This is a genomic window from Streptomyces sp. NPDC049879, from assembly GCF_044461265.1.
Lineage (GTDB): Bacteria > Actinomycetota > Actinomycetes > Streptomycetales > Streptomycetaceae > Streptomyces.
In genome coordinates, this window is the sequence record NZ_JBITKT010000003.1 from 312,958 (window position 1) to 325,597 (window position 12,640).

General features: G+C 75.1%; 8 protein-coding genes. 4 read left to right on the top strand and 4 right to left on the bottom strand.

Annotation, left to right across the window (positions count from 1 at the left end):
• The coding region (locus ACIBPC_RS12350) for a cyclic nucleotide-binding domain-containing protein (RefSeq protein ID WP_398843498.1) at nucleotides 1-843 on the bottom strand (843 nt) is incomplete at its 3' end.
• Between the two features lie 256 nt (nucleotides 844-1,099).
• Nucleotides 1,100-2,521: a family 2B encapsulin nanocompartment shell protein gene (locus ACIBPC_RS12355; RefSeq protein ID WP_398843500.1), complete on the bottom strand. Its 1,422-nt coding sequence runs from the start codon at nucleotides 2,519-2,521 to the stop codon at nucleotides 1,100-1,102.
• Nucleotides 2,522-2,915: 394 nt separating this feature from the next.
• On the opposite strand from ACIBPC_RS12355, the gene ACIBPC_RS12360 reads away from it, so the two are divergent.
• Entirely contained in the window at nucleotides 2,916-5,348 is a 2,433-nt protein-coding gene (locus ACIBPC_RS12360; RefSeq protein WP_398843503.1) for a right-handed parallel beta-helix repeat-containing protein, read from the top strand.
• Between the two features lie 16 nt (nucleotides 5,349-5,364).
• Here ACIBPC_RS12360 and ACIBPC_RS12365 read toward each other — a convergent pair whose 3' ends face one another.
• Nucleotides 5,365-7,764: a hypothetical protein gene (locus tag ACIBPC_RS12365; protein ID WP_398843505.1), complete on the bottom strand. Its 2,400-nt coding sequence runs from the start codon at nucleotides 7,762-7,764 to the stop codon at nucleotides 5,365-5,367.
• A gap of 129 nt (nucleotides 7,765-7,893) precedes the next feature.
• On the opposite strand from ACIBPC_RS12365, the gene ACIBPC_RS12370 reads away from it, so the two are divergent.
• The 3 genes from ACIBPC_RS12370 to ACIBPC_RS12380 all read left to right on the top strand — a co-directional run bounded on the left by ACIBPC_RS12370 (nucleotide 7,894) and on the right by ACIBPC_RS12380 (nucleotide 11,086).
• Nucleotides 7,894-8,730 (top strand): DeoR/GlpR family DNA-binding transcription regulator, encoded by an 837-nt coding sequence (locus tag ACIBPC_RS12370; RefSeq protein WP_362958814.1) that lies wholly within the window; start codon nucleotides 7,894-7,896, stop codon nucleotides 8,728-8,730.
• Nucleotides 8,731-8,857: 127 nt separating this feature from the next.
• Nucleotides 8,858-9,307: an ATP-binding protein gene (locus ACIBPC_RS12375; protein ID WP_398843507.1), complete on the top strand. Its 450-nt coding sequence runs from the start codon at nucleotides 8,858-8,860 to the stop codon at nucleotides 9,305-9,307.
• Between the two features lie 69 nt (nucleotides 9,308-9,376).
• Complete coding sequence (locus ACIBPC_RS12380; protein ID WP_398843510.1) at nucleotides 9,377-11,086, top strand: bifunctional 3'-5' exonuclease/DNA polymerase; 1,710 nt, start codon at nucleotides 9,377-9,379, stop codon at nucleotides 11,084-11,086.
• On the opposite strand, the gene ACIBPC_RS12385 is transcribed toward ACIBPC_RS12380, so the two are convergent.
• Nucleotides 11,065-12,621 (bottom strand): serine hydrolase domain-containing protein, encoded by a 1,557-nt coding sequence (locus ACIBPC_RS12385; protein ID WP_398843512.1) that lies wholly within the window; start codon nucleotides 12,619-12,621, stop codon nucleotides 11,065-11,067. The two genes, ACIBPC_RS12380 and ACIBPC_RS12385, sit on opposite strands and share 22 nt — an antisense overlap.
• Between the last annotated feature and the right edge of the window lie 19 nt (nucleotides 12,622-12,640).

Here is a 12,640-nt window from a genome sequence, read left to right on the forward strand (position 1 = left end):
CGTCAGCCGCAGCTGCTCCTCCACCTGGTTCATCGGCTCGTTGTACAGATCAGCCACCCGCGAATGCACCCGCAACACCGTCTGCGCCACACTCAACTCATACTCACGCGGCGACAACTCGTAATCCACGAACGTCCCCGGCAACACCGGCTCACCCACATGCCCCGACACCAACTCGATCGCCGCCTCACCGCGCCGGTTCTGGCGCGGGACGGGGCGCGACGCGACGCCGTCGAGGTGCGCGCGGAGGGCGGCGGAGCGGTCGGCGACGGCGGAGACGGCGTCGAGGGGCAGCGCGAGGACGGTGCAGCGGGTGCGGGCCGTGAGACCGTGCGGCCACTCGGCGGGGCCGCCGGTGAGGGCGCGGTCGCCGTCGTACTCGCCGTCCGCGAGGATGCCGAGGCTGCGCTCGGCGTCGTACGGGCCGGGGGCGAGCCGCTGCACCTTGCCGTGCGCGATCAGCAGGACCTCGGTGACGGGGGTGCCGCCCGCGACGACGACGTCGCCCGCGGCGTACTCGCGCTGGACGCAGCGCTCGGCGAGCGCGGCGAGGGCCTCCTCGTCGTCGAAGCCCTGGAGCGCGGGGAGTTCGGTCAGTTCGGCGGGGATGACGGAGACCTGGCGGCCGGTGGTGACGAACTCGACACGGCCGTTGCCGAGCGTGTGGGTGAGGCGCCGGTTCACGCGGAACGTGCCGCCGGACACCTGCGTCCACGGGAGGATCTTGAGCAGCCACCGGGAGGAGACCGCCTGCATCTGCGGCGGCGTCTTGGTGGTGGTCGCGAGGTTGCGTGCGGCGGCTGTGTCCAGGCTGGACAGCGGCGGGTTCTGCTGGGCGTTCACGGGATGTGCCTTCCATGGGCGGGCCGGGACGCGGCGGTGCGCGGCGGCCGGATGCGCGGTGCTGTGCTGTGTCTGAGGCGTGCTGTGTCGAGCCGTGCTGGGAGATGGGGCGCGAAGAATGCATTCTTCGTACGGTGCGGAACAGGCCCGGGAATTCCCGGCGGCGGACGCACCGGAAATCCGAACAGGGGTGCGCCGGACGGAAATGCGAGCGGAACGGCGGAATGCGCTCCGGGGGAAAAGAGGCGGCCGCGGCTCAGTGGCCGATCTCGACGTCCTCCAGGATGCCGAGGGCGTCGGGCACGAGGACGGCGGTGGAATAGTAGGCGCTGACCAGGTAGGAGATCACCGCCTGGTCGTTCACCCCCATGTACCGGACGGACAGGCCGGGTTCGTACTCGTCGGGGATGCCGGTGCGGTGGAGTCCCACGACGCCCTGCCGTTCCCCGGTGCGCAGGGCGAGCACGGAGCTGGTGCCCTCGGCGGTGACGGGGATCTTGTTGCACGGCAGCACCGGCACGCCGCGCCAGGCCGGCACCGCGTGCCCGCCCAGGGAGACGGTGTCCGGGTAGAGGCCGCGGCTGCTGCACTCGCGGCCGAACGCGGCGATGGCCTTGGGATGGGCCAGGACGACGCTCGGCTCCTTCCAGACGGTCGCGAGGAGTTCGTCGAGGTCGTCGGGGGTGGGCGGGCCGGTGCGGGTGTGGATGCGCTGGCGCACGTCCGCGTTGTGCAGCAGCCCGAACTCCCGGTTGTTCACCAGCTCGTGCTCCTGCCGCTCACGCAACGCCTCGATCGTCAGCCGCAGCTGCTCCTCCACCTGGTTCATCGGCTCGTTGTACAGATCAGCCACCCGCGAATGCACCCGCAACACCGTCTGCGCCACACTCAACTCGTACTCACGCGGCGACAACTCGTAATCCACGAACGTCCCCGGCAACACCGGCTCACCCACATGCCCCGACACCAACTCGATCGCCGCCTCACCCGCGGCGTTGCGCGGCGCGGCCTCGGCGGCGCGTGCGGAGTCCAGGTGGGCGGCCAGCCCCGGGGCGCCGTCCACGACCTCCCGGAGCGCCTGGGCGTCGGCGGTGAGCACGGTGCCGCCGGTGAGGGCCACCAGGCTGTACGGCCAGCCGCCGGGGTCGTCCTCGGTCAGCAGCCGGTCGCCCTCGAAGTCGCCGCCGGCCAGCACGCCGTGCTCGGTCTCGCCGTCGTAGCGGCCGGGGCCGCGCCGGCCGACCTTGCCGTGCGCGACGAGTACCACCTGGTCGGCGGGGTCGCCGGCGCGGGTGAGGACGTCGCCGGGGCGGAAGTCGTGCTGGGTGAAGACCGCGGCGAGCCGTTCGAGCACGGCGGTGTCGTCGTATCCGGCGAGGGCGGGCAGTTCGCCCAGCTCGGCCGGGATGACGCGGATCTCGGTGCCGGTCGAGACGAATTCGACGCGCCCGTTGCCGAGCGTGTGGGTGAGGCGCCGGTTCACGCGGAACGTGCCGCCGGACACCTGCACCCAGGGCAGGACCCGCAGCAGCCAGCGGGAGCTGATCTCCTGCATCTGCGGCGGCGTCTTGGTGGTGGTCGCGAGATTCCGCGCCGCGGCCGTCGTCAGGCTCGACGGGCCGTTCGGCGCGGTGTTCCGCGCCGCGTTCTCCGGCGCGTTACCGGTTGCAGTCGTCATGTGTCGTGTCGCCAATCCACGGTGCTTTCGCCCTTTCCGTTCAAGGGCCAATCGGGGGAGATCCCGCGAAGAAACTAGAGGGTGCGCGCAGACGCGGCAATCACTCGAAAGAGCGGTCAACTACTGGATTTCCCAAGGGAATTGCGGGGTATCCCGGCGCGGCCTTCCTGCACGTCTCCACACAGAGCGACGAGTTGATGACTTATCGTGACGGGCTAGGGTGTGAGGGCGCGCAGGCGCACTTCCGGAGCGCGGAGGCACGCGCGGGGCGCACGCCCAGTGCTGTCGCTCCGGTCATACCGGCAGCCCGCGGCGCGCTACGGTGGAGCGGCCAAGACGCCAGTACGCGTGGTAAAAAGCGCGGTCATCGCACGAGGTTGGGGCACAGCGGTCCATGACTAAGGGCTCGGTCCAGGTGACGCACACCGGTACGGGACGCTGGCGGCGGCGGACCGCCGTCTACAGCACGGTCACCGAAGCCCTCGCCGCCGCGGCCGACGGGGACGTGCTGGTCCTGGCCCCGGGCACGTACCGCGAGAACCTCGTCGTCGAACAGGCCGTCACCCTGCGCGGCCCCGCCGACGACCGGGACGGCCCGGCCCGCGTCGCCCCGCTGGACGGCGTGCCGCTGACCGTGCGCGGCTCCGCCACGGTGCAGGGGCTGCGGATCGAGGGCCAGGACACGACGGCGCCCGCCGTGCTCGTCGAGAACAGCATGCCGGAGCTGACCGGCCTCCAGATCCACACCTCCTCCGCGTCCGGCGTGGAGGTGCGCGGCGGCGCGCGGCCGACCGTGCGGCAGTGCACGGTGAGCAACCCGACGGGCACCGGCATCAGCGTCACGGACGGCGCGGGCGGCCTGTTCGAGGAGTGCGAGGTCACCGAGTCGGGGCAGCCGGGCATCGCGGTGCGCGGCCCGGCGCACCTGCGCCTCGAACGCTGCGCCGTGCGGCGTTCGCGCGGGGCGGGTCTCTCGGTGACCGGCGACGGCTCGGCGGTGGACGCGCTGGCGTGCGTCTTCGAGGAGGTGCGCGGCCCCGGCGTACGGCTCGCGGAGCGCGCCACGGCGCACCTCACCGAGTGCCGGGTCGCCGCGACCACGGGCGACGGCATCACGCTGGACACCGAGGCCGTGCTCACGCTCACCGACAGCGCGGTGACCGACATCCCGGAGAACGCGCTCGACCTGCGGTCCCGCTCGGTGCTGACCCTGGTCCGCACGGCGGTGCACGGCTTCGGGCGCAACGGGATGTCCGTCTGGGACCCGGGCACGCACGCGGACGCGCACGACTGCGAGATCCACGGCAGCACCGGCGACTACCCGGCGGTGTGGGTCAGCGACGGCGCGACGGCCGTCCTGGAGTCCTGCCGGGTGCACGACGTGCCGGACGCGCTGTTCGTCCTGGACGCCGGGTCCAGGGCGGACGTGGTGGACAGCCGGGTGGAGGACGTGCGCGGCTCGGCGGTCTCGGTGAGCGACGGCGCGACGGCCCGCCTCGACGCCTGCCGTATACGGCGGGTGGGGACCGGCGCCTGGTTCCGCGACGAGGGCAGCGGCGGCACGGTGACGGGCACCACCGTCGAGGAGGCCAGGACGGGCTTCATCGTCACGAAGGGCGCCGACCCCTCGGTGGAGGACTGCACGGTCACGGGCCCGTCCGAGGCGGGGGTCTACGTGTCGGCGGGCGGCAGGGGACGGTTCACGCGCTGCCGGATCTCCGGCTCGGGCGGCTACGGCTTCCACATCATCGACGGCTGCAGGACCGAGCTGAACCGCTGCCGCACCGAGCGGTGCGCGCGCGGCGGCTACGTGTTCACGGAGGACAGCCCGGTCCTGACCGACTGCCACAGCGACGAGTCCACCGCGCCCGGGGCGGACGTGCGGCTCAAGACGCCGGAGCCCGCGCCCACGCCCGTCGCGGACACGGCCGTCGCCAGATCGACGGCCGCCGCGCCCCCGGCACGCGCCGCCGCGCCGGTCACGCCCGCGGCCCCGCCGCCCCCGGCGCCCGACGCGCGCTCCTCCGACGACGTGCTCGGCGAACTGGAGTCGCTGGTCGGCCTGGACACCGTCAAGCGCGAGGTCAGGGCGCTGATCGACATGATCGAGGTCGGCAGGCGCCGCGAGGCGGCCGGGCTCAAGGCCGCCTCGCCGCGCCGCCACCTCGTCTTCACCGGCTCCCCCGGCACCGGCAAGACCACCGTGGCGCGGCTGTACGGGGAGATCCTCGCCGCGCTGGGCGTGCTGGAGCGCGGCCACCTGGTGGAGGTCTCGCGTGTCGACCTGGTCGGCGAGCACATCGGTTCGACGGCGATCCGCACCCAGGACGCGTTCGAACGGGCGCGCGGCGGCGTGCTGTTCATCGACGAGGCGTACGCCCTCTCGCCGGAGGACGCCGGGCGCGACTTCGGGCGCGAGGCGATCGACACGCTGGTGAAGCTGATGGAGGACCACCGCGACGCGGTCGTCGTCATCGTGGCCGGCTACACGGCGGAGATGGAACGTTTCCTACTGGTCAACCCGGGTGTCGCCTCGCGTTTCTCCCGCACCATCAGCTTCGGCGACTACTCGCCGGAGGAGCTGCTCAGCATCGTCGGGCAGCAGGCGGGCGAGCAGCAGTACGAGCTGGGCGAGGGCACGCGCGAGGCGCTGCTGAAGTACTTCACGACGCTCGACCGCGGCCCGTCGTTCGGCAACGGGCGCACCGCGCGGCAGACGTTCGAGGCGATGGTCGAGCGGCACGCCGGGCGCGTCGCCCGGCTCGCCGACCCCAGCACGGCCGACCTGTCCGTGCTCTACCCGGACGACCTGCCGCCGCTGCGCTGAGGCGGTCGCGCCGCCCTCACGCGCCGCCGCCCGCGTCCGTCCGCCGCGCCTTGCGCCCCGTGTCCGGCGCGGCCTGCCCCGGCAGGGCGATGGGCGCGGCGGCCTGGCCGCGCAGGAGGCGGCGGAACAGCGCGGAGCGCTCCTCGGCGAAGGCGGGGTCCTCGGGGTAGTCGCCGTGCCCGAGGACGGGTTCGGGCAGCGGGCGCAGGAGGTTGCGGCCGTAGAACAGCGGGTCGGACAGCGGCCCCCGGTCGACGGGCGCCATGCCGGGGCCGCCGAGCACCAGGACGGGCCCGCCGATGGGGTCGGTGGCACGCCACAGGTTGCGCCAGCAGGGCACGTCCTGGTGGAGGGAGCGCAGCGCCGTCGGCCCGAAGTAGGCGGGGAACCAGCGGCCGTAGAGCCGTTCCAGCGGCGAGCCGTGCGTGAGCAGGGCGATGCGGCTGCGCGTGGCGGCGTCGAGCTGCCAGACGGCCGCCGCCGCGAGGACGCTGCCCTGGGAGTGCCCCGAGATGATGAGCCGCCCCGCCGTGGCGTCGATGTAGGTGCCCATGCGCCAGGAGAGGTCGGGCACGGCGCGCTCGGCGTAGCAGGGCGGCGCGAACGGGTGCGCGGCGCGCGGCCAGAACGTGCCGACGTCCCACAGTATGCCGACGGTCCGCCTGGCCCCGCTGTCCGCGTACGCCCGGCGCCCCACCGCCAGCAGGACGACGACTCCTATGCCCATCAGCCACGAGCCGAGCACCTGGCTGATGTCCGTCACGGCGCTGACGAGGGCGGGCGCGCCCTCCACGAGTTCGGCGGGCGACTCGCCGGTGAGGGAGCCGCCCACGACCACGAGGCCCAGCAGGAGGCAGCTCCCGGCGATCCAGCCGACGAGGGCGGGCGCCGAGTCCGTGAGCCGCGCGCGGGCGACGGAGGCGGCGATCCGGGCGCTGCGCTCGCGCAGCGGGGCGCAGCTCTCGTCCGGGTAGCCGCTCCTGACGCCGGGCGCGAGCCGTGCGGCGAGGCGCCGGGTGCGCACGGCGGCGGCGACGGCGAGGACGAGGACGACCGCGAGCAGCGCGGGGATCACGGCGGCCTCCCAGCTGAGGACGACGGGCGGCCCGGTGATCGTGGCGCCCTCCTCGCCCGGCGCGGCCGAGGGGTCGAGCCAGTCGGCGACGCGGTCGGCGACGCCGCCGGTGAAGACGCCGCCGATGCCGCAGGCCAGCATGGCGACGGCCGGGCCGCCGAGGCCGAGCAGCGCGCCGCGTTCGCGCCGGGGGGTGTGGCGGTGCAGCCAGTAGGCGGTCAGCGCGAGGCCGACGACGAGGAAGCCCTGGAGGATCATCAGCGAGGGGAACGTGCCGCCGCCCGCCGGGAGCCGTCCGCCGCTGGTCCACCGGGGGCGGCTCCACGCGGTGTGGAGCACGACGGCGGCCAGCAGCGCGACCGCGCCCCAGGGCAGCGTGCGGGTCATCGGCGGGTCGGGGCGTTCGTCGGGCTCCTGCTCGGTCCTGCCGTGGAGGATCTGCTGGACGAGCACGACGCCCCAGCCGAGGACCGTGAGGACCAGCAGGACGCGGCCGGTGGCGTCGAGTGCCGCGCTGCCGCGCCCGCTCTGGTCGAAGGGGGCGGTGGCCAGCAGCAGCGCGGTGGTGACGGTGAACAGCGCGGCGGCGGTGTGCGTGGCGCGCAGCCGGGCCACCGAACGCCGCCCGTACCAGAAGCCGGGCAGGCTGAGCGCGGCGCGTTCGCCGCCGTCGGGCCGGGGGCGTACGGGGGGCGACGCGGATTCGTAGCTGCTCCAGGTGCGGTGGGAGAGCCACCACAGCAGGGCCGTGAGCGCGACGGGCAGGGCGGCGGCGACGGCCAGGCGGCGTCCCGGCTGGGCCCACCAGCTGTCGCCGGAGACCGGTTCGAGCCAGGACGTGCGCGCGGCGCAGGGCTCGGAACCGGCGCACTGCCAGGCGATGAGGTCGAGCGCGACGGCGCACGCCCCCGCGGTGAACAGGACGGTGAGGGTGAGCGCGACGAGGCGGACGAGGACGGCGTGGACGTCCTGCGCGCGCCGGGCGCCGCCCGGCGCGGTGGGGCGCATCCAGTGGGCGAGGTTCACGATCATGAAGGGCAGCAGGAGCAGCCAGAGGGCGCGGGCGCCGTTGCCCGAGGTGAGTCCTGACCAGCAGTAGGCCTCGCGCTGCGGGTCGTCGTCGTCCCAGGGCCGTTCCGCCAGGTCGTCGGCGCGGCGGTGGATGCTCGCGGTGCCGTCGCCGGTGACGCGGGTGGTCCAGGTGGACTCCAGCATCTCCTGCGGGGTGGTGCCGCCGACGCCGTGGACGAGGAGTTCGAGGGCGGGTTCCGGCGGCGCGTGCCGCGGTTCGGGCGCGGGCCCGGCCGTGTGGCCGCCGTCCGTCGTGTGATCGGTCGTCATGGTCCGCTCCCCCGGGGTCGCGTGCTGTCCCACGTCTGTGTCTCTCCGTTGCCGGGCGGGGTGAACCGTCCACGGTCGGTGGAAGTTGGGGCGTGCGAGGATGACCCTTCCGGAGACGAGGGAGGCCCTGTGAGCGACAACCAGAATCTGCTGGCCGGGCAGCGGCGGGCGCTCATCCTGGAGGAGGTGCGGCGGCGCGGCGGTATCCGGGTGAGCGAACTGACGCGGATGCTCCAGGTGTCGGACATGACGGTGCGCCGCGATCTGGACGTGCTGGCACGGCAGGGCGCGCTGGAGAAGGTGCACGGCGGCGCGGTGCCGGTCGCGGAGCAGCGGACGCACGAGCCGGGGTTCGAGGCGAAGTCGTCGCTCGAACCGTCGGCGAAGAGCGCGATCGCCAGGTCCGCGGCGGCCCTGGCGTCACCGGGCAGCGCGGTGGCGCTCTCCGGCGGGACGACGACGTACGCGGTGGCGCGTGAGCTGCTCGACGTGCCGGGTCTGACGGTGGTCACCAACTCGGTGCGGGTCGCGGACGTCTTCCACGACGCGCGGCGTGCGGACCCGGCGGCGGCCGGGGCGCCGCAGACGGCGACGGTGGTGCTGACCGGCGGGGTGCGCACGCCCTCGGACGCGCTGGTGGGGCCGGTGGCCGACGCGGCGATCGGGTCGCTGCACTTCGACGTGCTGTTCCTGGGGGTGCACGGGATCTCCGTCGAGGCGGGGCTGTCCACGCCCAACCTGGCGGAGGCGGAGACGAACCGGCACTTCATCCGCTCGGCGCGCCGGGTGGTGGTGGTCGCCGACCACACCAAGTGGGGGACGACGGGCCTGAGTTCGTTCGCCTCGCTGGACGAGGTGGACACGCTGGTGACGGACTCGGGGCTGCCGGGCGCCGACCGCGAGGAGATCGCCGAGCACCTGGCGGAGCTGATCATCGCGGGGCCGGGCGAGGGCGCGGGGCGCTGAAGCCTTCCTTCGGGAAGAACCACACGTTCGTGTGACAGGACGCCCCGAAGGGCGCAAGCGGTGCCATAATCGGACACTTCACCCGTTCTTCGAGCCGCCGCGCGGCGGCAGATCGGTGAGGCGCCCCGTGACCCGTCCCCCGGCCGAGCCCGGCCACCACCGTGCAGTCGCCTTCCATGTGCCGCCGGACTGCGAGGAGCGGGCGCGGCGGATCGTTTCCGCCCAGCTCCGCTACTGGCGGGTCCCCGAGGTCGTCGAGGCGGCGGAGGAGGGCATGGGCCTCCTGCTCGCCGCCATGCGGCGGCACGCGGACGCGGCGCCGCGCTGCCGGGTCCAGCTGGTCCTCCTGTGGGACCGGCTCGCGCTGTCGGTGTGCGACCATCCGCCGGACGCCTGCGGCAGGACGGGCGGCGGCCCCGCGGGCCAGGACGGGGTGGCCGGGGTGAGGGACAGCGGCGGGGTGCGGACGTTCCAGGACGAGTCGGGCCGCACGCTGTGGCTGACCGTCCCCGTGCCGGTGCCGGAAGGCCCGGCCGAGGCCCGCGGCCTGCGGCTGCCGTGGTCCGCCCACGCCTGACCCTCCGTCCGGGGGACAGCCGCCGCGCGGCCGGCGGCAGTGTCAGTGCCCGGTGCGAGAATCGCACGCATGAGCGATTCAGGTGCCGGCTCCGGGCGCTGGGCCATGGCGGACTACCCCGACGGCTCGGTCCGCGTGTGCCCGCTCGACGCCCACGGGCGGCAGGCCGGTCCCGTCACCGCCGAGCCAGGACCCGGCGCCGCCGTACGCGCCAGGCCGTGGGTGGCGCGGTGGGTCTGGCGGTCCACGACCGCCGCACTCCCCCGCGTCCTGGACGACGGCGGGTACGTGGACCGGTGCTACGACGTCGAGGCCGCCGAGGCGCTGCTGCTGGGCCACGAGGGCACGCACCACCTCCCCCGCTCGCTCGGCGCCGCCTACGCCAGGCTGCACGGCCTCCCGGTGCCCCCCGATCTCCCGGCGGGCGTCCCCGACTCGGGCCAGCCGTCGCTCTTCGAGGCCGCCCCCGCCCCCCTGCCGGGCGACGCCGACCCGCTCACCGCGCTCCTGGACGTCTACGCGGCCCAGCTCGCCCGTACGGCGGCCGTCGCCGAGTCGGGCCGCATGCGGCTGCTCCTCGCCGCCGAGTCGGCGGGCACACTGGTCGCCGCCGAGATGGGCCGCACGGGCCTGCCCTGGCGGGCCGACCTGCACGAACGGCTGCTGGACGAGCTGCTCGGCGAACGCTTCCCCGGCGGCGCCCCGCCCCGGCGGCTCGGCGAGCTGGCGGCCGAGGTCTCGGCCGCGTTCGGCCCCGGCGTCCACGTGCGGCCCGACCAGCCGGCCGACGTCCTCAAGGCGTTCGCGGGCGCGGGCATCAGGCTGAACTCGACGCGGGCCTGGGAGCTGCAGCGGATCGACCACCCTGCCGTCGAACCGCTGCTCCGCTACAAGAAGCTCTACCGCATCCACACCGCCCACGGCCGCGCGTGGCTCCGCTCGTGGGTGCGGGACGGGCGCTTCCGCTCGGAGTACGTCCCGGGCGGCGCGCCGTCCGGGCGGTGGACGACCAACGGCGGCGGCGCGCTCCAGATCCCCCGCGTGATCAGGCGGGCCGTGGTCGCCGACCCCGGCTGGCGCCTGGTGGTCGCCGACGCCGACCAGCTGGAACCCCGCGTGCTCGCCGCCATCTCACGCGATCCAGGACTGATGGCGGCGGCCGGGGACAGCGGCGACCTGTACACGTCGCTCGCCAGGCGCGGCTTCTCCGGGGACCGGGCCGCCGCCAAGCTGGCGCTGCTCGGCGCCGTCTACGGGCAGACGTCCGGCGACGGCCTGGCGCAGCTCGCCGACCTGCGCCGCCGTTTCCCGCGCGCCGTGGCGTACGTGGACGACGCCGCGCGCGCGGGCGAGCAGGGCCGCCTCGTCCGCACCTGGCTGGGACGCACCTCACCTGCCCCCGGCTCCGGCACGGTCAGCGGCGACCCCGACGAGGTGCCCGACGGCGGGGCGGCCGACCCGCCGCGCGCGGGGACGACACCGGCCGCCCGCGCCTGGGGCCGGTTCACGCGGAACTTCGTGGTCCAGGGCAGCGCCGCCGAGTGGGCCCTGCTGATGCTGGCCGCGCTGCGCCGCTCGCTGCGCGGCATGCGGGCCGAGCTGGTGTTCTTCCAGCACGACGAGGTGATCGTGCACTGCCCCGAGGAGGAGGCGGCGGCGGTCGCCGCGGCGATCACCGCGGCGGCCGACTCGGCCGGGGAAACGGCGTTCGGCCCCACCCCCGTCCGCTTCGCCTGCACCACGGCGGTCGTGGAGTGCTACGCCGACGCGAAGGACTGACGCGCACGGCCGGCCGCCCGCCGCCCGGTCCCGCCGCGCCGGAGCGGCGGGGCGCGGAAGGCGAGGACGAGGCGGAGGACGGCGGTGGCCGCACCGGCGAGGACGGCGGCCCAGAGGGCGAGGGTGACGTCCGGCACCCAGGTCATGAGCTGGTCGCGGCTCATCCGGCTCAGGAGCGGCACGGCGATCCCCCACGGCAGGGCGCCCGCCAGGCACCACAGGAACGTGAGCGTGACGCGGCGCGGCAGCGTGGACGGCGCCGGGCGGCGCAGCAGCAGGGCGGAGCGGACGGCGGCGAGGAGGAGGGCGAGGGCGAGGACGGTGCTGCCCCAGACCGCCGCGCGGTAGAACGACGCGGAGGGGGCGTCCGCGGGGGCCTCGCCGCCCGCCAGGATCCGGGCCGCGCCGAAGGCGACCTGGAGGACGGCCTCGTCCGCGAGGAGGCCGTAGAGGTTCTGCTGGAGGACGAGCGCGGTGTCCTGCTCCGGCAGCAGGAAGAGCGCCGCCGAGTACCCGGGTGTGGCACCGGTGTGCCAGACGGCCGTGTCGAGCGGCGCGTCCAGGCCGCCGGTCCGCCAGCCCATCCCGTAGCCGGTGCGCGTGCCGTCGGGGAGTGTGGCCTCCGCACGCGTCAGCCGTACGGAGTCCGGGGTCAGGACGGCCGCGCCGTCCGCGGTCGTCCCCGACCGGAGCTGGAGGGCGGCGAAGGCGGCGAGGTCGTCCAGGTCGCCGCCCAGGTAGCCGTAGGCCGCGCCGTCGTCGTCCACGCCGTCCGCGACGGCGGCGGGCCTGCCCCACAGCAGCTGGTGGCCCGGCGGGAGTTCCTCGCGCCGGGCGGACGCCTGGTCGGTGACGGCGGAGTCCATGCCCGCCGGGCCGAGCACGGACGCGCGGAGCTGGTCGCCGAAGGACCGGCCGGTCACGGCCTCGACCACCGCGGCGAGGATCAGGTAGTCGGCGCTGGTGTACTCGTACACGCTGCCGGGAGGCCCGAGCGGTGCGACGTCGTCCAGGGCGGAGAGGCGTTCCGCCGGGCCGGGGCAGTCCGCGTCGAAGCAGTCGGTCACGGTGAAGCCGGCCCGCTCGGGCAGGCCCGCGGTGTGCCGCAGGAGGTCGCGGACCGTGACCCGGGAGGCGTGCCCGGCGCCGCCGAACCGGAACCGCGGCAGGTGGTCGGCGACCCGGTCGTCCAGGCCGAGCCGCCCGTCCTGGACGAGGACCATGGCGGCCGTCGCGGCCACCGGCTTGGAGAGCGACCCCCAGAGGAAGGGGGTCTCGGCCGTGACCGGGGCGCCCCGGCCGTCGGTGCCCCAGGCGCGCCGGTGGACGGGGCCGTCGGGACCGACCACGGCGTAGGCGAGCCCGGGGGTGTGGGTGGCTTCCATCCGGTCCTGGATGTACGCGTCGAGGTCCGCGAAGCGGCCGGGTCGTGGGGTCCCGGCTGCGGAGGCCGCCGGGGCCGCCACCGCGCCCAGGAGCAGGCACAGCGGGAGGATCAGCGCGCGCAGGACGGCGCGCCGTGGACGGAGGTGCATGCAGGGCCCGCCGATCGGG

Excerpts from the sequence above, each read along its gene's own strand:
- ACIBPC_RS12355 (WP_398843500.1), bottom strand. The coding sequence starts at position 2,521 with ATGACGACTGCAACCGGTAACGCGCCGGAGAACGCGGCGCGGAACACC.
- ACIBPC_RS12360 (WP_398843503.1), top strand. The coding sequence starts at position 2,916 with ATGACTAAGGGCTCGGTCCAGGTGACGCACACCGGTACGGGACGCTGG.
- ACIBPC_RS12365 (WP_398843505.1), bottom strand. The coding sequence starts at position 7,764 with ATGACGACCGATCACACGACGGACGGCGGCCACACGGCCGGGCCCGCG.
- ACIBPC_RS12380 (WP_398843510.1), top strand. The coding sequence starts at position 9,377 with ATGAGCGATTCAGGTGCCGGCTCCGGGCGCTGGGCCATGGCGGACTAC.
- ACIBPC_RS12385 (WP_398843512.1), bottom strand. The coding sequence starts at position 12,621 with ATGCACCTCCGTCCACGGCGCGCCGTCCTGCGCGCGCTGATCCTCCCG.